An 18,868-nucleotide genomic window follows, 5' to 3' on the forward strand; every position below is an offset into this window, starting at 1 on the left:
CCTTGGATTTGCGGTCCTCGGCGATGCGCTTCTCCAGCTCTCGCATGGTCTGCTCGAGATCCGCCTCCGGCACCAACCGCGCGAAGATCTCGCGGGCCTCGTCGTAGCGGCCCTTGGCGATGAGGTAGCGCGGGGACTCGGGCATCGTGAAGGCGAGGATGCCGTACACGAGCGCCGGCACGGCCTTGACGAGCAGCATCCATCGCCAGGCCTCGAGACCCAGCCACAGCACCTCGGAAGAGCCGCCCGCGACGCCCGCGAGGAGGGCGTTCGAGAGCAGCGCACCGAAGATGCCGAGCGTGATCGCCAGCTGCTGCAACGACCCGAGCGTGCCGCGGATCTGGCGCGGGGCGACCTCGGCGATGTATGCCGGAGCCACGACGGATGCGATCCCGATGCCGAGGCCTCCGATGAAGCGCCAGACCGTCAGGTCGACGGCGCTGAAGGCGAGGCCGGATCCGATCGCGCTGATGAAGAACAGCACGGCGCCGATCATCATGACGCGCAGGCGACCCCAGCGGTCGCTGAGCACGCCCGCGAGCACCGCGCCGAGCGCGCAGCCGAGCAGCGCGATCGCCACGACGAACCCGGTGACGACGTCGTTCAGGCCGAACTGGTTCTCGATCGAGTCGACCGCGCCGTTGATGACCGACGAGTCGAAGCCGAACAGGAAGCCGCCCACGGCCGCGGCGATCGAGAGCGCAACGGCCCGTCGCCCGAAGGGACTCTTCATCGAGAACGCATCAGTGGGGATCGTGCCTGTTCTGCTCACGTGCGCCACCATACTCCGCGCTTCGCGGGCCCTGCCCGTAAGGTGAAGGCATGTCGGTGCACCTGCTCGGCGCGACCGAGATCCGCGCCCTCGCGACCGAGCTCGATGTCACCCCGACCAAGAAGCTCGGTCAGAACTTCGTCGTCGACGCCAACACCGTGCGCCGCATCGTGCAGGTGGCACGCGTCGCACGGGGCGACCGCGTCGTCGAGGTGGGGCCGGGGCTCGGATCCCTGACGCTGGCGATCCTCGAGGCCGAGGCATCCGTCACCGCCGTCGAGATCGACCACCGCCTCGCCGAGCGGCTGCCCGAGACCGCACGCGCCCACGGTGTGCCCGAGGGTGCACTGACGGTGGTGGATGCCGACGCCCTGCGCGTGCGGGAGCTTCCGGGCGATCCGGAGGTGCTCGTGGCGAATCTGCCCTACAACGTCTCGGTGCCGGTGCTGCTGCACCTGCTCGAGACGTTCCCGCGATTGGAGCGCGGTGTCGTCATGGTGCAGGCCGAGGTCGGGGAGAGGCTCGCGGCGCCCCCCGGCTCGAAGGTCTACGGGGCACCGAGCGCGAAGGCGGCCTGGTACGGGCCCTGGCGGCTGGCCGGCACCGTCTCGCGGCAGGTGTTCTGGCCGGTGCCGAACGTGGATTCGGTGCTCGTGGCGTTCGCGCGCGATGCGGAGCCCCGCGGCACGGAGGACGAGCGCCGACGCACGTTCGCGATCATCGACGCGGCCTTCCAGCAGCGCCGCAAGATGCTGCGCCAGGCGCTCTCGTCGGTGCTCGGCGGCTCCTCCGCCGAAGCATCGGCCGCGCTGGAGGCGGCGGGGGTGGCCCCCACCGCGCGGGGCGAGGAGCTCGGGGTCGAGGACTACCTGCGCGTCGCCCGTGTCTCTCCCGGTCGCTAGCCTGGAGCGGTGACAGAGAAGCCGCGCTTTCGCGCAGATGTGAAAGACATCCATCGTCCCTACGCCGCCGCAGCCGACCGCTACGGCGCGACCACATACCGGCAGGTCGGCACGTCGGGCCTGTATCTGCCGCCGATCTCCCTCGGACTGTGGTGGAACTTCGGTGACAACATCCCGTTCGACAACCAGCGTGCGCTGCTGAGGCACGCGTTCGACTCGGGGATCACCCACTTCGACCTGGCCAACAACTACGGTCCGCCCTACGGATCGGCTGAGACCAACTTCGGGCGCATGATGCGCGAGGACTTCGCGCCCTACCGCGACGAGATCATCGTCTCGTCGAAGGCGGGCTACGACATGTGGCCCGGCCCGTACGGCGATCTGGGCTCGCGCAAGTACATCCTCGCGAGCGCCGAGCAGTCGCTCACGCGCATGGGGCTGGACTACGTCGACCTCTTCTACTCCCACCGGGTGGATGCCGTCACCCCGATCGAGGAGACGATCGGTGCCCTCGACACGCTCGTGCGGCAGGGCAAGGCCCTGTACGTGGGCATCTCGTCGTACAGCGCAGAGCGCACGGCCGAGGCCGCGGCCGTGGCTCGGTCGCTCGGCACACCCCTGGTCATCCACCAGCCCTCGTACTCGATCCTCAACCGCTGGGTGGAGGACTCTCTCACGGGCGTGCTGCGGCAGGAGGGCATGGGCGCCATCGCGTTCACGCCGCTGGCGCAGGGCCTGCTCACCGACAAGTACCTCGGCGGCGGCCCTGCGGACCGGGCGCAGAAGCGCGGGTCGCTCCCGGACCGTCCGCTCTCGGAAGCCGGGCTCGCCACCCTCCGCGGCCTGGACGTGATCGCCAAGGAGCGCGGACAGACGCTGGCCCAGATGGCGCTGCAGTGGGTGCTGCGCGACGGGGTCGTCGCCTCGGCGCTGATCGGGGCATCCCGCCCCGGCCAGCTCGACGAGAACATCGCCGCCCTGTCGGGCCCCGCCTTCGACACCGAGGAGCTGGAGCGCATCGACGCCCTCGCCGGCACGATCGACGTCGACCTGTGGGCGGACTCGGCGACCACGTGATCCCCCTCGACGACACCCCGCGCGTGCACGTGCGCGCGCCCGGAAAGATCAACCTCTTCCTCGAGGTCGGTCAGGTGATGGACGATGGCTACCACGAGCTGGCCACCGCCTTTCAGGCGGTGTCGTTGTACGAGGATGTCTGGGCGAGCGAATCCGATGACTTCACGGTCGCGGTGCACGGCACCGTCGACACATCGGGCGTGCCGCTGGACGAGCGCAATCTCGCGCTGCGCGCGGCCCAGCTGGTGGCGCGCGCGACCGAGCAGTCGGGTGGGGTGCACCTCGAGATCCGCAAGGGTGTGCCCGTTGCCGGTGGGATGGGCGGCGGGTCGGCCGATGCCGCGGCGGCGATCGTCGCGTGCGATGCGCTCTGGGGCACGGGTCTGAGCACATCGCAGATGCACGCGATCGCCGCGAGGCTCGGCGCCGACGTGCCCTTCGCCCTGCAGGGTGGCACGGCCGTCGGCACCGGCAGGGGCGACGAGCTGAGCCCGGCTCTGGCGCGCGGGCGGTTCGAGTGGGTCTTCGTCGCCGACGCCGGGGGACTGTCGACCCCCCAGGTCTACACCGAGCTGGATCGCCACCGCGAGCGGCATCGTGTCGACATCGCGCCCGCCGTGCGGCACCCGCTCGTCGATCCCGATGTCCTGCATGCGCTGCGGGCGGGCGACCCGGTGCGCCTGGCGGCGGTGCTGCGCAATGATCTGCAGGTGGCCGCGTTGAATCTCCGCCCCGAGCTCGCCGACCTGCTCGATCTCGGCGAGCGCGCGGGGGCGCTGGCCGGCATCGTGTCGGGCTCTGGACCCACCGTGGCGTTCCTGTGCGCCGACAGCGCCGCCGCCCTCGACGTGCGGGTGGCGCTGTCGGCGACGGGCCACGAGGCCCTGCACGCACACGGCCCCGTGCCCGGGGCGCGGGTCATCCCGGGCTGAGGGCGATCAGCGGCGCATCCACGCCTCGCGCGCCGTGGTGCGCAGCAGGGCGCGGTCGGAGCGCTCGGTGAGAGTTCGGTCGGCCCGTTCGCGGGCTGCCCGGGCGGCTCGGGCGAACTCGTCGGCGTGTGCGGGGCAGCTTGCGGCGCACGCGGCGAGCGTCTTCTGCAGCCGCACATGCACCTCGATCATGCCGGCGCCGTCCCGCGCGATCGGGCGGAAGCCGTCCTCGATCAGATCGCGGATGCCCGGGGCCGGTGCGTGCACCCGATCGCAGGCGTCATCGTCATCGGGCGCCGCCGCGAGCACGGCGAACACCCGCTCCAGCGCGCCCAGCACCTCGATCGCCGTGCCCGGGTCGTTCGTCGACGGCGAGAGGGCGCGGCTGGCGATCTCGGCGAGGGCGATCACGCCCAGGCGCGGGTCCTGCTCGTAGGTGCGATGCGGATCGACCGAGAACGCGCGGCGCAGGGTGCGGCATCCGTCGTCGTCGAGGTCGCCCTCGATGTGTGCGAGAGGGCGCACATGATCGGCCATGGTGCCCGGGATGGCCGCGACGTGGACGATGAGGTCCTCGGACTCGGCGAGCCGCTGCAGCCTGTCGACGTCGACGGCGGTGACGTAGCCGATGTCGTCGGCGAACACGGCGCGGGCCCGCGTCGGCACGGGGACCGCGGGGCTGGCGCCGAGGTGGGGCCGCGCGGCGAACGCACGCGCGGCGCGGGTGGCGGCCTGCTCAACACGATCGATGACATCGGCCATGCGTCCGAACTGGGCCAGATGCGCGATCCAGCGCAGGAGCGTGATCGCGATGATCGCGATGACGGCGAGCGTGCCGAAGAAGAGCACGGTGCGTCCCTGCTCGGTGTAGTAGCCCGTCGAGAGGGCGACGATGCCGACGATCGAGAACAGGAACGAGCCGATGAACGTCGACAGGGCGTTCTGCGAGGTGGGGTCGGCGACGAGCAGCTGGGTCGCACGCGGCGTCGCCGTCGTCGTCGCGGCCGAGTACGCCGACACCATCGCCGTCAGGGAGAAGGTCGTGACCGCGAGCATCGACGAGGCGATGATCTGCAGGATGCTGTCGACCGAGTTCTGCCCCAGTTCGACCGCCAGCGCGTCGGGCAGGAAGGGCCCGAGCACCCCCGCGAGCAGCGCGAGGGCGATCGCGGCGAGGCTGAACATCGCGGCCCGGAACCAGATCCGGCGCACCAGCCTGCCGAGAAAGACACGCCATCCGCGCACTCGACCACCCCCCCGGCCCACCCTAGCCGCGCCGAGGCGCGACGCTCAGCCGAACAGGCGCGCGAACAGCCCGCGCCTCTCCTCGGCCTCGTGCCCGCGGCAGCGCTGGCCTGCGGGTACGCCGCGCATCACCTGGTCGACGTGCTGACCGCATCCGGCCCAGGTCGTCTTTCCGCATCGTCTGCATGCCACGGCTCTGCACATGGTCTCTCCTTCAGGTCGTGGTTCAGTCGGACGCCGGTAGCGTAGCAGATACCCCGGGGGGTATAGTTTCGCTTGTATTCTCCGCCCGCTCGACGAAAGGACGACCCGTGCGTCGCCTGCTCTCCCTCCTCGCGCTCGTCCTGGGATTCGGTCTCGCCCTCACCGGATGCGCGCCGACCGCCGCGCCCGCAGCGCTCGCCGCGGACACCGTGATCATCGACGTACGGACGCCCGAGGAGTTCGCCGCGGGGCACCTCGAAGGAGCCGTCAACATCGACGTGACGGCATCCGACTTCGATGCCCTCGTCTCGGAGCTGGATGCCGACGGGTCCTACGCGGTCTACTGCCGCACGGGAAACCGCTCCGCTCAGGCCGTCGAGCGCATGGCCGGTCTGGGATTCGACGACGTCGTCGATCTCGGCTCGCTGGAGGAGGCCGAAGCGGCGACGGACATCACCATCGTCACGGGCTGAGCCGCGAGGCGGGGCCGCGCGCAGTCGCGGGCGAACGGCACGGACCCTAGCCGTCACCGATTCGTCATGACAACCCCGGCCCCGGTGTCGGCGAGGGCCTATAGAGTCGGAACCCCGTCCGTCGCCCCAGGAGGAACGATGCGCGCAGTCTGGCGCGATCACGTGATCGCCGAAGCCCCCGAAGAGGATCTCGTCCGGATCGAGGGCAACTGGTACTTCCCGCCCGCGAGCATCGGCGAGGGTGTGCTCGAGCACAGCCCCACCGCGTACACGTGCTCGTGGAAGGGCGACGCGCAGTACTTCTCGGTCGTCACCCCCGCGGGCCGCTTCGACGACGGCGCGTGGAGCTACCCCGAGCCGATCCCGTCTTCGCTCGAGCGGGTCGGCACCGACTACTCGGGCTACGTCGCGTTCTCGCGCGGCGTCGAGATCGCGGCCTGAGCGCCGCGACCGCTCACCGAACGCAGCGCCCGACGAGGGGATACCGCCCGTGATCGAGTTCCGCAACGTATCGAAGGTGTTCCCCGACGGTACGCGCGCCGTCGGGGACTTCAGCCTCGCGATGCCCTCGCACAAGACGACCGTCCTCGTCGGGTCCTCGGGCTGCGGCAAGACGACGCTGCTGCGCATGATCAACCGCATGGTCGATCCGACCGCGGGTGTCATCGCGATCGACGACGAAGACATCGCCGCCCGGCCGCCCGTGCAGCTGCGCCGCAGCATCGGGTACGTCATGCAGAACTCGGGCCTGCTGCCGCACTTCACGGTGATCGACAACATCGCGACCGTGCCCGTGCTCCAGGGCACACCGCGGCGGCAGGCGCGCGAGCGCGCGCGGGAGCTGATGGACACCGTCGGCCTCGATCGCTCGATGGCCGACCGCTACCCGAGCCAGCTCTCGGGCGGTCAGCAGCAGCGCGTCGGAGTCGCCCGCGGGCTCGCCGCCGACCCCAACATCCTGCTCATGGACGAGCCGTTCGGTGCGGTCGATCCGATCGTGCGTGCCGAGCTGCAGGAGGAGTTGCTGCGCCTGCAGCGCGAGATCGGCAAGACGATCGTGTTCGTCACCCACGACATCGACGAGGCGTTCCTGCTGGGCGATCAGGTCGTGATCCTCGAGAAAGGCGCGGCGATCGCGCAGGTCGGCACGCCCGACGAGATCATCGAGAATCCCGCGAGCGACTTCGTCGCCAGCTTCATCGGCGCCGACAGGGGCAAGCGCGCGCTGCACCTGCGCGAGACCCCTCGCGGCACGGTCGTCGTCGATGCCGACGGGCGCACGCAGGGTGCGATCGTGGGGGAGCGCACGGCGTGAACTGGGTCGTCGAGAACCTCGACCTGATCTGGGAGCTCTCGCTCGACCATCTGCGGCAGGGCGTGCTGCCGATCATCCTCGGATTCCTCATCGCGATCCCGCTCGGGTGGGTTGCATTCCGTTTCCGGCTGCTGCGCAGCGGCATCATCACGATCATCGGGCTGCTGTACACGATCCCCTCGCTGGCGCTGCTCATGCTCATGCCGGCGATCTTCGGCTACAGCGCGATCAGCGAGACCAACCTGATCATCGCGCTGACCATCTACGCCCTCGCGATCATGGTGCGCTCCGTCTCCGACGGGCTGCAGTCGGTCGACCCGGGCGTGCGACAGGCCTCCACCGCCCTCGGCTACGGTTCCCTGCGGCGTTTCTTCGCCGTCGAGTTCCCGCTCGCGGGTCCGGTCATCCTCGCGGGACTGCGCGTGACCGCCGTGAGCACCATCTCGCTCGCCACCGTGGGCATCCTGATCGGCGTCACGAACCTCGGCTACCTCTTCACCAACGGTCTGCAGCGCCGCATCATCCCCGAGGTCTTCGCGGGGGTGGTGGCCGTCGTGATCATCGCGCTCGTGCTCGACGGGCTGCTCGTGCTCGCGGGACGCACGCTCATGCCCTGGGCCCGCACACCCGGCAGGCGTGCACGGCGACGGGCGCGCCGCGCCATCGCGGCGACGGAGGTGACCGCGTGAACCTCATCGCCGAAGCGTTCGCCTGGATGCTGTCTCCCGAGCGCTGGAGTGGACCCGCGGGCATTCCGGTCGCCCTCGCCCAGCACCTCGGCTTCACGTTCGTGTCGGTGCTGATCGCCGCCGCGATCGCGGTGCCGGTGGGGTGGGCCATCGGTCACAAGGGCAGGGGACGCGAGATCGCCGTGGCCGTGTCGGGGGCAGCCCGCGCGGTGCCCTCGTTCGGTCTGCTGATCCTCCTCGTCCTGCTTCTGGGCGTGCTGCAGACCCCGACCGCCGCCGTCATCACCTTCGTGCTGCTCGGGATCCCCTCGATCCTCGCGGGCGCCTACACCGGGTTCGAGGCGATCGATCGACGCGTCATCGATGCCGGCCGGGCGATGGGCATGACCGAGTGGCAGATCCTCTGGCGCATCGAGGTTCCGCTCGGGCTGCCGCTGCTCGTGTCGGGCCTGCGCGCCGCGACCCTGCAGATCGTCGCGACCGTGACGATCGCCGCCTACGTCGGGCTCGGCGGACTCGGGCAGTACATCATCCAGGGCATCCCGCTCCGGCGGTTCGATCAGGTGCTCGCCGGTGCGATCCTCGTCGCCGTGCTCGCCCTCGTGCTCGATGCCGTGTTCGCGATCCTCGAGCGTGTCGTCGTCCCGCGGGGCGTCGTCGCGGGGCGCGCGGGCGGATCGGGCCCGCGCACGCGCCGCCGTCGCGCGCGTGATGAGGCTGCAGCATCCCCCCGCTCGTCGGCACCCGCGCCCGCCTGACGACGCGCTCATCCCTCAGACCACAGCCCCACCCACAGAGAGAGAAGAACAGCACCATGTTCACAGCGAAGAAGAGGCTCGCGTTCGGCGCGGCCATCGCCGCGAGTGCGGTCCTCGTGCTCGCCGGCTGCTCATCCAGCAACCCCCTCGAGGAGGAGAGCGCGGGCGGCGGAGAGCCCGCGGGCGACACGATCGTCATCGGCTCGCAGGACTACTACTCGAACGAGATCATCGCCGAGATCTACGCCCAGGCGCTCGAGGGCGCCGGGTTCGAGGTCGAGCGTCAGTTCACCATCGGGCAGCGTGACGCGTATATTCCCGAGCTCGAGTCGGGGGCGATCACGCTGTTCCCCGAGTACACCGGCAATCTGCTGCAGTTCTTCGACCCCGAGACCGAGGCGCGCACGAGCGAAGACGTCTACGCGGCGCTGCAGGATGCGCTGCCCGAGAACCTCACGGTGCTCGACCAGGCCGAGGCGAGCGATCAGGACTCCTACACCGTGACCGCGGAGTTCGCCGAGGCGAACGGCCTCACGACGATCGCCGATCTCGCGAACGTCACCGAGCCGCTGACCCTCGGCGGACCGCCAGAGCTGGCCGAGCGCCCCTACGGCCCCGCGGGCCTTGCCGAGACGTACGGCGTCGAGGTCACCTTCTCGGCGACCGGTGCCACGACGGTCGAGAGCCTCGTCGCGGGTGCCGTCAACGTCGCGAACGTCTTCACGGCCGATCCGATGATCCAGACGCAGGACCTCGTCGTGCTCGAAGACCCCGAGGGCCTGTTCCTCGCATCGAACGTCGTGCCGGTCGTGAATGCCGACGTGGCTGACGAGATCGCCGACGTGATCAACGCGGTCAGCGCCGCTCTGACGGCCGACGCCCTCGTCGCGCTCAACGTGCAGAGCACCGAAGAGATGATGTCGCCCGACGACATCGCCGCCGCCTTCCTCGAGGAGAACGGCCTGCTCTAGGCATCGATTATCACGACCAGATTGCCGAGACTCTCATGGCCCCAGGCCGCGAGGGCCTCGGCGATCTGCGTGAAGGGCAACTCCCGGTCGACGATCACCCGCAGACCGTCGTCGACGAGGGCGACGAGACGCTCGAGGCCGGCACCCGTCGGATAGGCGGCGATCGGCACGAGCGTGATCCCCGGATGCGCGAAGACGCTCGGGTCGTAGACGAGCGGTGAGATCACCCGGCCGCCGGCCGCCGTCACTCCCGCGATCTCGTCGATGTCGCCGCTCAGATGCACGGCGTCATCGACGTGTCCCCGACCGATGCGGGCGAGCTCGGGCTCCAGGCCCCGTGTGTAGTCGATCGTGGCGGTCGCGCCGAGATCGATGAGTGTCTCGCGACCGGCGGGCGTGCGTCCTGTGGCGATGACCGTGGCGCCGGCGCGCGCGGCGAGCTGCACGAGGAGCGTGCCGACGCCGCCGGTGGCGCCGACCACGAGCACGGTGCGCCCGGACACGTCGACGCCCAGGGCGTCGAGGATCGTGAGCGCCGTGGTGCCCGTGTGTCCGAGACTCGCGGCCTCGGCGACATCGATGCGGCCGGGCGCGTGCCGTGCGCCGTCGGCGGCCGACACCGTCGTGTGCTCGGCGAACGCACCCTCCCGCAGGAACCGCTTGCTCACGACGCCGAACACCGCGTCGCCGACAGCGAATCCGACGGTGCCCTCGCCGAGTGCGTCGACGACCCCGGCGAACTCCCGGCCGAGGATCACGGGATAGCGGTACTCGAAGAACGGCGCCATGGCGCCCATCGATGCGGCGACATCGAAACCGTTCACCGACGCCGCGATCACCCGCACGCGTATCTCGCCGGGCTCGGGCTCGGGGATCGGCAGATCGACGAGCTCGGGCGGCCTTTCGGGTGCCATGAGGGCGAAGGCTTTCATCGGGGACTCCATCCCCGCGGGACGGGCGCCGCTCCGTTGCGGCGCGCACACGGCACCGCGTCGCCTCAGGAATACACCCGGCGCACCACCCCGGCAAGACCAGACGCGCACCGGACCCCCTGCCGGCTCGCTCGTCCGCAACGCTGCCGGGGTCAGCCGCTAGGGCCCGGGGGCCGGGGGTGGTGTCCCACTTTCTGTCGCCCGCCGCGGGCGTAGGCGACAGAAAGTGGGACATCCACGACGGGGTGGGGGATGCCGGCGAACGGCGGGCGCCGCGCCGCGTAGCCTGGAGCGGATATGGCGCATCTTCTCGGGGCCGAGGCCCTGCACCTCGAATTCCCCACCAAAGTCGTGTTCGACTCCGTCTCGCTGGGCGTGAACGAAGGCGACCGCATCGGCATCGTCGGCCGCAACGGCGACGGCAAGTCGAGCCTGCTGGCGATGCTCGCGGGGCGTCTGCAGCCCGACGGAGGCCGAGTCACCGCCCGCGGCGGTGTGCACATCGGCGTGCTCGATCAGGCCGACGTGCTCGATGACGACGACACGATCGGTCACGCCGTGGTCGGCGAGATGGCCGAGCACGAGTGGGCGGGCGTCGCCCGCATCCGCGACGTCATCGCCGGGCTTCTCGGCGACCTGCCCTGGGACGCCCGCCTCGGCACCCTCTCGGGCGGACAGCGGCGCCGCGTCGCCCTCGCGCGCCTGCTCGCCGGCGACTGGGACATCCTCGCTCTCGACGAGCCCACCAACCACCTCGACGTCGAAGCCATCGCCTGGCTCGCCGAGCACCTGCAGCGCCGCTGGTCGGCCGGCGCGGGCGGCCTGCTCGTCGTCACGCACGATCGCTGGTTCCTGGATGCTGTCTGCACAGCCACGTGGGAGGTGCACGACCGTATCGTCGAGCCCTTCGACGGCGGGTACGCGGCATACATCCTGCAGCGTGTGGAGCGTGATCGGCAGTCCGCGGCGATCGAGGCGCGCCGGCAGAACCTCGCGCGCAAGGAGCTCGCGTGGCTGCGCCGCGGAGCCCCCGCCCGCACGTCGAAGCCGAAGTTCCGCATCGACGCCGCCAACGAGCTGATCGCCGACGTGCCCGAGATCCGCGACCGGGTCTCGCTCCAGTCCCTCGCCCTGACGAGGCTCGGCAAGGACGTCGTCGATCTGCTCGATGTGTCGGTGTCGTACGACGGCACCTCCGTGCTCGATGACGTCGAGTGGCGGATCGCCCCGGGAGAGCGCACCGGCATCCTCGGCGTCAACGGTGCAGGAAAATCGACGCTGCTCGGCCTCGTCGCCGGCACCGTCGAGCCCACGTCCGGTCGCGTCAAGCGCGGTAAGACCGTCAAGGTCGCAACCCTGACGCAGCAGATGGACGCGCTGGATCCGCACCTCGATGACCCCGTGCGCGTGGTGATCGCGGGTCTGCGCACGAGCTACACGATCGGCTCGGGATCCAAGGCGCAGGACCTCACCCCGGGGCAGCTGCTCGAGCGCATGGGTTTCGCCGCCGAGCAGCTCTCCACCCCGGTGAAGGACCTCTCGGGTGGTCAGAAGCGACGCCTCCAGCTGCTGCTCATCCTGCTCGACCAGCCGAACGTGCTGATCCTCGACGAGCCGACGAACGACCTCGACACCGACATGCTCGCCGCGATCGAGGACCTGCTCGACTCGTGGGCGGGCACACTGCTCGTCGTCAGTCACGACCGGTACTTCCTCGAGCGCGTCACCGATCAGCAGTACGCGATCCTCGACGGCCGCCTTCGCCACCTGCCCGGTGGCATCGAGGAGTACCTGCGGCTGCGTGCGGAGTCGACCCGTGCGGGCGGCCGGGGCGACTCGTCGCGCCCGGACCGCGCCGCCGAGTCCGCGCAGGCGCCGCGACGCTCGGGTGCCGAGCTGCGTGCCGCCCAGAAGGAGATCGCCGCGATCGAGCGCCGGATGGCAAGACTCACCGACGACGTCGCGCGCAAGCGCGCCGCCCTCGCCGATCACGACCAGTCGGATTTCACCGGGCTCGGCGAGAAGATGACCGAGATCGGCGCGCTCGAAGCGGAGAACACCGCTCTCGAGGAGCGCTGGCTCGAACTGTCCGAGTCGCTCGAGTGATACGCGACACCCGAGCGCCGCGGATCAGGAGTCGAACCCGAGGCTGAGCTTGCGCAGAAGCGCGGCGAGGCGCTCGCGGTCGGCGCGCGAGAGGGTCTCGAGCAGCGCGGACTCGGCGTCGACGAGGCGCGTGATGGCAGCATCCACCCGTGTGCGGCCCTCGTCGGTGAGCGTGACGAGGACGCTGCGACCGTCGGCGGGGTCGTTCTCCCGCCGCACGAGCCGGCGGCCGACGAGTCGGTCGATGCGGTTGGTCATCGTGCCGCTGGAGACGAGCGTCTGCTGCAGCAGGCTCTTGGGGCTCAGCTGAAAGGGTTCGCCGGCACGGCGCAGGGCCGACAGGACGTCCCACTCCCAGGGTTCGAGGTCGCTGCGGCCGAACGCGACCCTCCGCGCGCGGTCGAGGTGCTTCGACAGTCGATCGACGCGCGAGAGCACCTCGAGGGGCGAGAAGTCGAGGTCCGGGCGCTGGGTCTGCCAGGCGCCGACGATACGGTCGACCTCGTCGCTCTCCTTCGGCATCCGACCATCATGGCATCGGTGGGCGAGCGGACGCGGGGTCACAGCCTCGCTCTGGCAGACTTGTCGGGCGGCGCCCGCCCTCCGGCGGGGCCCGCGGTCCGCCGTGGTGTAATGGCAGCACGACAGCCTTTGGAGCTGTGAGGTTCAGGTTCGAGTCCTGGCGGCGGAGCATGACCGATCGAAGCCTTGCCGTCATCGTCCTCGCCGCGGGCCAGGGCACGCGCATGAAGTCCCGTACGCCCAAGGTGCTCCACCACCTGGGCGGTCGCCCGCTCCTCGGGCACGTGCTCGACACGGCGGGGGCCCTCGATCCGCAGCGCCTGCTGGTCGTCGTGCGGCACGAGCGCGACCTCGTCGCGCAGGCGGTGACGGATGCTGCCCCCGCAGCGATCGTCGTCGACCAGGACGAGATCCCGGGCACAGGGCGCGCCGTACAGGTCGCGCTGGCGGCTCTGCCGGGGTTCGACGGCGACGTGCTGGTGCTCAGCGGCGACGTGCCGCTGCTCGAGGCCGACACGCTGACCTCGCTGATCGCGTCGCACCGCGACGCCGGCGCGGCGGTGACCCTGCTCAGCGCCGTCCTCGAGGATGCGTCCGGCTACGGCCGCGTCGTCCGCGACGCCGAGGGAGGCGTCACGCGCATCGTCGAGCAGAAGGACGCCTCGCCCGCGGAGGCGGCCCTGACGGAGATCAACGCGGGGGTCTACGTCTTCCAGGCGGGGCCCCTGCGCACCCACCTCGACCTCGTCGGCACCGCCAACGCGCAGGGCGAGCGCTACCTGACCGACGTCGTGGCGCTTCTGCGCGATGCGCGTCACCGTGTGGCCGTGGCCGCGGCGCCGAGCGCGGATGCCGCTCTCGGGGTCAACGACCGCGTGCAGCTCTCGGCCGCCGCCGCGACCCTCAATGCGCGCACCGTGCGCCGCTGGCAACTCGAGGGCGTCACCGTGCTCGATCCCGCCACGACCTGGATCGACGTCACCGCAACGCTCGCCCCCGACGTCACAGTGCTGCCGAATACGCACATCCTGCGCGCCACCGCGATCGCGGAGGGTGCCACCGTCGGCCCCGACACGAGCCTCGTCGACTGCGAGGTCGGGGAGGGGGCGACCGTCACCCGCACCGACGCGACCCTCGCCGTTATCGGCGCGGGCGCGAGCGTCGGGCCCTTCGCCTACTTGCGTCCCGGCACGGAACTCGGCGTGAAGGGCAAGATCGGCACCTTCGTCGAGACCAAGAACGCCGTGATCGGCGCGAACAGCAAGGTTCCGCACCTGTCGTACGTCGGCGACGCCGAGGTGGGCACGGGCGCCAACATCGGCGCGGGAACGATCGTGGCCAACTACGACGGCGTCGACAAGCACCGCACGCAGGTGGGCGATGCGGTGCGCACCGGCGCCCACAACGTGTTCGTCGCGCCCGTTAGGATCGGGGATGGCGCGTACACGGGCGCCGGCACGGTCGTGCGGAAAGACGTTCCGCCGGGCGCGCTGGCGGTCGTGACGGGCTCGCAACGCAACGTCGAGGGCTGGGTCATCGCGCACCGTCCCGGCACGGCCGCGGCCGAGGCCGCAGAGAAGGCGGCTCATGGCTCGCAAGAAGAAGACGGTTGACCTCGACAGCGATCGCGGGATCGCACCGGGACTCGTCGCGAAGACCAAGAAGCGCCTCGTCGTCGTCTCGGGCCGATCGCACCCGACGCTCGCGACCGACGTCGCCGACGCGCTCGGCACGCAGCTGGCGCCGACCGAGCACCGCACCTTCGCCAGCGGTGAGATCTACACGCGCTTCGAGGTCTCCATCCGCGGGTGCGACGTCTTCGTGGTGCAGTCCTTCGGCAATCCCGTCAACGAGTGGCTTATGGAGCTGCTCATCATGCTCGACGCCCTCAAGCGCGCCTCCGCCAAGCGCATCACGGTCGTCGCCCCCTACTTCCCCTACTCCCGGCAAGACAAGAAGGGTCGGGGCCGCGAGCCGATCAGCGCGCGTCTGGTCGCCGACCTGCTCAAGACCGCCGGCGCCGACCGCGTGATGAGCGTCGACCTGCACGCCGCGCAGATCCAGGGCTTCTTCGACGGGCCCGTCGATCACCTCTTCGCCAAGCCCGTGCTGCTCGAGCACTTCGAGCAGACGCTCACCGCCGCCGACCGCGCGAAGCTCACGGTCGTCTCGCCCGACATGGGCCGTGTGCGCGTCGCCGACACGTGGTCCGACAGCCTCGGGGCACCGCTGGCGATCATCCACAAACGCCGCGACCCGAAGGTGGCCAACCAGGTCACCGTGCACGAGATCGTCGGCGAGGTCGAGGGGCGCGTCTGCCTGCTGGTCGACGACATGATCGACACCGGCGGCACGATCGTCAAGGCGGCCCAGGCACTCAAAGCCAACGGCGCCGAGAAGGTCATCGTCGCGGCGACCCACGCGATCTTCAGCGGCCCCGCGCTCGACCTGCTGCAGGACGCCGCGGTCGACGAGGTGGTCGTCACCGACACGGTGCCCCTGCCGCCCGAGCGGCGCTTCCCGGGTCTCGTGGTGCTCCCGATCGCGCCGCTGCTCGCGCGGGCCATCCACGAGGTGTTCGAGGACGGCTCGGTCACGAGCATGTTCGACGGCGCAGCCTGAGCCGCGGAGGGGCGCCATGACCGACACATCGATCGCTGCGCCCCTCGAGATCGAGCGGCCGTACGCTCTCGAGATCGACGAGACGCTGACCGCGCTGGACGCGGGCGCGGGTGGGCTCACCGCGGGCCAAGCATCCCGTCGCCTCGCCGAGGTCGGGCCCAACCTGCTGCCGGAGCCGCCGCGGCGCCCCGCGATCCTGCGATTCCTCGTGCATTTCAACGACACCCTGATCTACATCCTGCTCGGCGCCGCCGCGATCAAGGCGATCATGGGCGACTGGCTGGATTTCTGGGTCATCATGGCGGTCGTGATCATCAACGCGGTGATCGGCTTCGTGCAGGAGGGGCGCGCCGAAAAGGCCCTCGCGGGCATCCGCGGGATGCTGTCGGCCGATGCCTCCGCGCGTCGGGACGGTGCGTGGTCGACAGTGCCGGCCGCGGATCTCGTGCCGGGCGACATCGTGCGGCTCGCCCCCGGCGACAAGGTCCCGGCGGATGTGCGGCTGATCCAGGCCACGCAGCTGCGCGTGGACGAATCGGCGCTGACGGGGGAGTCGGCGCCCGCCTCGAAGTCCCTCGACCCGGTCGACCGCGATGCGGGCGTCGGCGACCGATCGTCGATGGCGTTCTCGGGCACGATCGTGTCGGCCGGGCAGGGCCGTGGCGTCGTGACGGCCACGGGGTCCCGCACCGAGATCGGCACGATCCAGGCGCTCGTGGGCGAGGCCGGCAGTCTCGACACGCCCCTGACCAAGCAGCTGGACTCGTTCGGTCGCGTGCTGACGCTCGTGATCCTCGCGATGGCGGTCGTGATGCTCGCGATCGGCCGGTACCTGCACCAGATGCCCTTCGCCGAGTTGATCTCGGCGACGATCGGGTTCGCGGTCGCGGCGATCCCCGAGGGACTTCCGGCGCTGGTGACCATCACCCTCGCGATCGGTGTGCAGCAGATGGCGGGGCGCCACGCGATCACGCGCAAACTGCCGGCCGTCGAGGCGCTCGGCTCGGTGACCACGGTGTGCTCCGACAAGACCGGCACGCTCACCAAGAACGAGATGACGGTGCGTCGCATCGTCACCGCGGCAGGGGAGTACGAGGTCACGGGCCTCGGCTACGCGCCCGAGGGCGAGATCCTGCCCGCGCGCGCAGGCCGCGCCTCGAGCCGACCGGCGGGCGCCCCCGCCGACCTCGCCGCGATCCTCGCCGTCGGCACGCTGTGCAACGACGCGCACATCGTCGTCGACCCCTCTGCCGGCGCCGGATCTGCGGGCTCCCCGGGTCCGTCCGTGGCGGACCCCGCGTCCGCGCAGCGGTGGATGCTGGTGGGCGAGCCCACCGAGGGGGCGCTCAAGACCGTCGCGATGAAGGGCGGCGCGGGCACGGCGGATGCGCGGCGCCTCGCGGTGGTGCCCTTCGATTCCGCGCACAAGTTCATGGCGACCCTCCACGAGGCGGCCGACGGATCGCGCGCGATCCTCGTCAAGGGTGCGCCCGATCGACTGCTCGAGCGCTCGGCGACACAGCGCGGCGAGGAGGGGCCGGTGCCGGTGGATCGCGCTCGCTGGGAGGCTGTGATCGATGAGCTCAGCGGCGAGGGCCTGCGCGTGCTCGCCGCCGCCCGCCGCCCCGTCGATGCGCGCACCGATGATCTGACCGCCGACGACCTGCATGACCTGGAGTTCCTCGGGGTGTGGGGCATCCTCGACCCACCCCGACCCGAGGCGATCGCGGCCATCGCCGACTGTCATGCCGCCGGCATCCGCGTGAAGATGATCACCGGTGATCACGCGGGCACCGCCCTGGCGATCAGTCGCGAGCTCGGCCTCGTCTCCGGCGACGACCCCGAGGTGCTCACGGGTGCCCAACTGGAGCAGATGAGTCAGGAGCAGCTGAAGGCGGTCGTGCGCGACGTCGACGTGTTCGCGCGGACGAGCCCCGAGCACAAGATCCGCATCGTGCGGGCGCTGCAGGCACACGACGAGGTCGTCGCCATGACCGGCGACGGCGTCAATGACGCCCCCGCGCTGACCCGTGCCGACATCGGCATCGCGATGGGCATCAAGGGCACGGAGGCGACCAAGGAGGCCGCCGAGATCGTGCTCGCCGACGACAACTTCGCCACGATCCGCTCGGCGATCCGCGAGGGTCGGCGCATCTACGACAACCTGCGCAAGTCCGTCGTGTTCCTGCTGCCGACCAACGGCGCGCAGTCCCTCGTGATCCTCGTCGCGGTCGTGTTCGGCCTCGCGCTGCCGCTGACGCCCGTGCAGGTGCTGTGGGTCAACATGATCACCGCGGTCACCCTCTCGCTCGCCCTCGCCTACGAGCCCGCCGAGAAGGGCATCATGCAGCGCCCGCCACGGCCGACCGGCGGTTCGATCATCACCGCCCGCGAGCTCGGGTTCGTGCTCGTCGTGTCGCTGCTGATCGGTGGCGCGACCCTCGGGGTGTTCTACGGCGTCGCCTCGACCGGCGTCGACATCGACTATGCGCGCACCGAGGCGGTCGCGATGCTCGCGCTCGGACAGTTGGCCTACCTCTTCAACTGCCGCTTCCTCGGACGCTCGAGCCTGACCCCCGGCATCCTCCGCGGCAACCGGGTCGTGTGGTGGTCGGCGCTCGCCCTGCTCGCGCTGCAACTGGTGTACACGTACGCCCCGTTCATGAATGCGCTGTTCGGCTCGAGACCTCTCGCGGCGCACTCGTGGCTGCTGCCGATAGGCCTCTCGATCGTGATCTTCCTCGCCGTCGAGGGGCTCAAGACCCTGCGGCGCCCGGGGTCGTTCAAAGCTTCCTCATAGGCGGATCACCGACGATGGCGAAGCGCGCTCCATACGCTCGCATACGACGGCCGCTCCGGCCCGTTCCCCACGACGAAGGAGGACCCACATGATCCGCCCCGCCGCTTCCCGCCCGCTCCGCTACACCGCGGCATTCGTCGGTGTCGCCGGCACCCTCGCCCTCGCCGGCTGCGGCGCCGCGACCGCCGACACCGCCGACACCGACACCGACTCATCGAGTTCGACCTCCACCGGCGGAGCGTCGTCGGGATCGTACGACGACGGCACGTACACCGCGAGCGGCTCGTACGTCACACCCGAATCCGTCGAGACGATCGAGGTGTCGCTCACCCTCGAGGGCGGCGTCGTCAGCGACGTCGCGGTCACGGGCGATCCCCAGGCCCGCGAATCGCAGGACTACCAGTCCCGCTTCATCGGGGGCATCAGCGACGAGGTCGTCGGCGTGAGCATCGACGACCTCGCCGTCGACCGCGTCGCCGGATCCTCGCTCACCAGCGGCGGCTTCAACGAGGCCGTCGAGGCCATCAAGGACGAAGCGGCGGCGTGAC

At 70.6% G+C, this 18,868-nt stretch carries 19 protein-coding genes and 1 tRNA gene; 15 read left to right on the forward strand and 5 right to left on the reverse strand.

The features are described 5' to 3' along the window. On the reverse strand, positions 1 to 772 hold a 772-nt coding region (locus DI573_RS00760), incomplete at its 3' end, for an MFS transporter (RefSeq protein ID WP_292809614.1). A gap of 50 nt (positions 773 to 822) precedes the next feature. Between DI573_RS00760 and rsmA the strand changes: the two genes are divergently transcribed. Genes rsmA through DI573_RS00775 form a run of 3 tightly spaced genes read left to right on the forward strand, consistent with a single transcriptional unit; the run spans position 823 to position 3,683 of the window. Further along, a complete protein-coding gene (gene rsmA, locus DI573_RS00765; RefSeq protein ID WP_292809616.1) occupies positions 823 to 1,674 on the forward strand; it encodes a 16S rRNA (adenine(1518)-N(6)/adenine(1519)-N(6))-dimethyltransferase RsmA in 852 nt (283 codons plus the stop codon). Positions 1,675 to 1,683: 9 nt separating this feature from the next. Further along, on the forward strand, positions 1,684 to 2,751 hold the full coding sequence (mgrA, locus tag DI573_RS00770) for an L-glyceraldehyde 3-phosphate reductase (RefSeq protein WP_292809618.1): 1,068 nt from the start codon (positions 1,684 to 1,686) through the stop codon (positions 2,749 to 2,751). Further along, positions 2,748 to 3,683 (forward strand): 4-(cytidine 5'-diphospho)-2-C-methyl-D-erythritol kinase, encoded by a 936-nt coding sequence (locus DI573_RS00775; protein WP_292809620.1) that lies wholly within the window; start codon positions 2,748 to 2,750, stop codon positions 3,681 to 3,683. The genes mgrA and DI573_RS00775 overlap by 4 nt, the downstream gene beginning before the upstream one ends. Positions 3,684 to 3,689: 6 nt before the next feature. Here the strand turns inward: DI573_RS00775 and DI573_RS00780 are convergent, their stop codons facing one another. After that, on the reverse strand, positions 3,690 to 4,928 hold the full coding sequence (locus DI573_RS00780) for a DUF2254 domain-containing protein (RefSeq protein ID WP_292809622.1): 1,239 nt from the start codon (positions 4,926 to 4,928) through the stop codon (positions 3,690 to 3,692). Between the two features lie 45 nt (positions 4,929 to 4,973). After that, positions 4,974 to 5,132, reverse strand: coding sequence for a hypothetical protein (locus DI573_RS00785; protein WP_292809624.1), 159 nt, complete (start codon positions 5,130 to 5,132; stop codon positions 4,974 to 4,976). Between the two features lie 107 nt (positions 5,133 to 5,239). Here DI573_RS00785 and DI573_RS00790 point away from each other — a divergent pair, with 107 nt between their 5' ends. The 6 genes from DI573_RS00790 (at position 5,240) to DI573_RS00815 (ending at position 9,338) form a co-directional block, all read left to right on the forward strand. After that, positions 5,240 to 5,605: a rhodanese-like domain-containing protein gene (locus tag DI573_RS00790; RefSeq protein WP_292809626.1), complete on the forward strand. Its 366-nt coding sequence runs from the start codon at positions 5,240 to 5,242 to the stop codon at positions 5,603 to 5,605. Positions 5,606 to 5,743: 138 nt separating this feature from the next. After that, entirely contained in the window at positions 5,744 to 6,046 is a 303-nt protein-coding gene (locus DI573_RS00795) for a DUF427 domain-containing protein (protein WP_292809628.1), read from the forward strand. A gap of 49 nt (positions 6,047 to 6,095) precedes the next feature. Further along, positions 6,096 to 6,920 carry an ATP-binding cassette domain-containing protein gene (locus tag DI573_RS00800; RefSeq protein ID WP_292809630.1) on the forward strand — a complete coding sequence of 275 codons (825 nt, stop codon included), beginning with the start codon at positions 6,096 to 6,098 and terminating at the stop codon, positions 6,918 to 6,920. Then, on the forward strand, positions 6,917 to 7,609 hold the full coding sequence (locus DI573_RS00805) for an ABC transporter permease (RefSeq protein WP_292809632.1): 693 nt from the start codon (positions 6,917 to 6,919) through the stop codon (positions 7,607 to 7,609). Before DI573_RS00800 ends, DI573_RS00805 begins: the two co-directional genes overlap by 4 nt. Beyond that, entirely contained in the window at positions 7,606 to 8,367 is a 762-nt protein-coding gene (locus tag DI573_RS00810; protein ID WP_292809633.1) for an ABC transporter permease, read from the forward strand. The genes DI573_RS00805 and DI573_RS00810 overlap by 4 nt, the downstream gene beginning before the upstream one ends. Positions 8,368 to 8,423: 56 nt before the next feature. Beyond that, complete coding sequence (locus DI573_RS00815; protein ID WP_292809634.1) at positions 8,424 to 9,338, forward strand: ABC transporter substrate-binding protein; 915 nt, start codon at positions 8,424 to 8,426, stop codon at positions 9,336 to 9,338. Here DI573_RS00815 and DI573_RS00820 read toward each other — a convergent pair. After that, positions 9,335 to 10,270, reverse strand: a complete 936-nt coding sequence (locus DI573_RS00820) for an NADP-dependent oxidoreductase (protein ID WP_292809636.1) — start codon at positions 10,268 to 10,270, stop codon at positions 9,335 to 9,337. The two genes, DI573_RS00815 and DI573_RS00820, sit on opposite strands and share 4 nt — an antisense overlap. A gap of 297 nt (positions 10,271 to 10,567) precedes the next feature. Between DI573_RS00820 and DI573_RS00825 the strand changes: the two genes are divergently transcribed. Then, complete coding sequence (locus tag DI573_RS00825; protein WP_292809638.1) at positions 10,568 to 12,376, forward strand: ABC-F family ATP-binding cassette domain-containing protein; 1,809 nt, start codon at positions 10,568 to 10,570, stop codon at positions 12,374 to 12,376. Positions 12,377 to 12,400: 24 nt separating this feature from the next. On the opposite strand, the gene DI573_RS00830 is transcribed toward DI573_RS00825, so the two are convergent. Next, on the reverse strand, positions 12,401 to 12,898 hold the full coding sequence (locus DI573_RS00830; RefSeq protein WP_292809640.1) for a MarR family winged helix-turn-helix transcriptional regulator: 498 nt from the start codon (positions 12,896 to 12,898) through the stop codon (positions 12,401 to 12,403). A 97-nt stretch (positions 12,899 to 12,995) separates the two neighbouring features. Here DI573_RS00830 and DI573_RS00835 point away from each other — a divergent pair. The 5 genes from DI573_RS00835 (at position 12,996) to DI573_RS00855 (ending at position 18,867) form a co-directional block, all read left to right on the forward strand. Continuing rightward, positions 12,996 to 13,067: transfer RNA gene (locus tag DI573_RS00835), tRNA-Gln, on the forward strand. Position 13,068: 1 nt separating this feature from the next. After that, a complete protein-coding gene (gene glmU, locus DI573_RS00840) occupies positions 13,069 to 14,511 on the forward strand; it encodes a bifunctional UDP-N-acetylglucosamine diphosphorylase/glucosamine-1-phosphate N-acetyltransferase GlmU (RefSeq protein WP_292809642.1) in 1,443 nt (480 codons plus the stop codon). After that, entirely contained in the window at positions 14,486 to 15,520 is a 1,035-nt protein-coding gene (locus DI573_RS00845; RefSeq protein WP_292809644.1) for a ribose-phosphate diphosphokinase, read from the forward strand. Before glmU ends, DI573_RS00845 begins: the two co-directional genes overlap by 26 nt. Before the next feature lie 16 nt (positions 15,521 to 15,536). Continuing rightward, complete coding sequence (locus DI573_RS00850; RefSeq protein ID WP_292809646.1) at positions 15,537 to 18,320, forward strand: HAD-IC family P-type ATPase; 2,784 nt, start codon at positions 15,537 to 15,539, stop codon at positions 18,318 to 18,320. A gap of 88 nt (positions 18,321 to 18,408) precedes the next feature. Continuing rightward, positions 18,409 to 18,867, forward strand: coding sequence for a hypothetical protein (locus DI573_RS00855; protein ID WP_292809648.1), 459 nt, complete (start codon positions 18,409 to 18,411; stop codon positions 18,865 to 18,867). Position 18,868 lies beyond the last annotated feature (1 nt).

The sequence above is a fragment of the Microbacterium sp. genome, from assembly GCF_003248605.1.
Classification (GTDB): Bacteria; Actinomycetota; Actinomycetes; order Actinomycetales; family Microbacteriaceae; genus Microbacterium.

What these genes read in the sequence shown, in the direction of transcription:
- rsmA (WP_292809616.1), top strand. Translation starts at nt 823, where the DNA reads ATGTCGGTGCACCTGCTCGGCGCGACCGAGATCCGCGCCCTCGCGACC.
- DI573_RS00785 (WP_292809624.1), bottom strand. Translation starts at nt 5,132, where the DNA reads ATGTGCAGAGCCGTGGCATGCAGACGATGCGGAAAGACGACCTGGGCC.
- DI573_RS00795 (WP_292809628.1), top strand. Translation starts at nt 5,744, where the DNA reads ATGCGCGCAGTCTGGCGCGATCACGTGATCGCCGAAGCCCCCGAAGAG.
- DI573_RS00815 (WP_292809634.1), top strand. Translation starts at nt 8,424, where the DNA reads ATGTTCACAGCGAAGAAGAGGCTCGCGTTCGGCGCGGCCATCGCCGCG.
- DI573_RS00820 (WP_292809636.1), bottom strand. Translation starts at nt 10,270, where the DNA reads ATGAAAGCCTTCGCCCTCATGGCACCCGAAAGGCCGCCCGAGCTCGTC.
- DI573_RS00825 (WP_292809638.1), top strand. Translation starts at nt 10,568, where the DNA reads ATGGCGCATCTTCTCGGGGCCGAGGCCCTGCACCTCGAATTCCCCACC.
- DI573_RS00830 (WP_292809640.1), bottom strand. Translation starts at nt 12,898, where the DNA reads ATGCCGAAGGAGAGCGACGAGGTCGACCGTATCGTCGGCGCCTGGCAG.
- glmU (WP_292809642.1), top strand. Translation starts at nt 13,069, where the DNA reads ATGACCGATCGAAGCCTTGCCGTCATCGTCCTCGCCGCGGGCCAGGGC.
- DI573_RS00845 (WP_292809644.1), top strand. Translation starts at nt 14,486, where the DNA reads ATGGCTCGCAAGAAGAAGACGGTTGACCTCGACAGCGATCGCGGGATC.
- DI573_RS00850 (WP_292809646.1), top strand. Translation starts at nt 15,537, where the DNA reads ATGACCGACACATCGATCGCTGCGCCCCTCGAGATCGAGCGGCCGTAC.
- DI573_RS00855 (WP_292809648.1), top strand. Translation starts at nt 18,409, where the DNA reads ATGATCCGCCCCGCCGCTTCCCGCCCGCTCCGCTACACCGCGGCATTC.